The sequence below is a fragment of the Curtobacterium sp. P97 genome (genome assembly GCF_023712445.1).
Classification (GTDB): Bacteria; Actinomycetota; Actinomycetes; order Actinomycetales; family Microbacteriaceae; genus Curtobacterium.
The window spans coordinates 1-539 of record NZ_JAMAYF010000047.1 but is presented as its reverse complement, the minus strand read 5'-3'; the positions used below and the strand labels follow the sequence as shown (position 1 = coordinate 539).

Sequence of the window (539 nt, the reverse complement as noted above, 5' to 3'; positions counted from 1 at the left end):
GTACATCTCGTCCCACCAGCCGTCCAGCACGGAGAGGTTCAGCCCGCCGTTGATCGCGGCCTTCATGCCGGACGTGCCGCACGCCTCGAGGGGGCGCAGCGGGTTGTTGAGCCACACGTCGCACCCCGGGAAGAGCACCCGGGCCATGGCGATGTCGTAGTTGGGCAGGAAGACGATCCGGTGGCGCACCTCGGGATCGTCCGTGAAGCGCACGAGGTCCTGGATCATCCGCTTGCCCATCTCGTCCGCGGGGTGGGACTTGCCGGCCACCACCAGCTGCACCGGGCGCTGGGGGTCCAGCAGGATGCGCTTGAGCCGTTCGGGGTCGCGCAGCATGAGGGTGAGCCGCTTGTAGGAGGGCACCCGGCGGGCGAAGCCGATGGTGAGCACGTCGGGGTCGAACACCGAGTCGGTCCAGCCCAGCTCGGCCTCCGACGCCCCGCGCGACAGCGCCGTCTCGCGCACCCGACGGCGCACCTCCTCGACCAGCCGCCCGCGCAGCAGCCGGCGGGTGCTCCACAGCTCGCCGGCGTCGATGC

The 539-nt window shown here is 71.2% G+C and carries 1 protein-coding gene; it reads right to left on the bottom strand.

The features are described 5' to 3' along the window. A partial coding sequence (glgP, locus tag M3677_RS16855) for an alpha-glucan family phosphorylase (RefSeq protein ID WP_251161117.1) occupies positions 1–539 on the bottom strand: 539 nt, incomplete at both ends.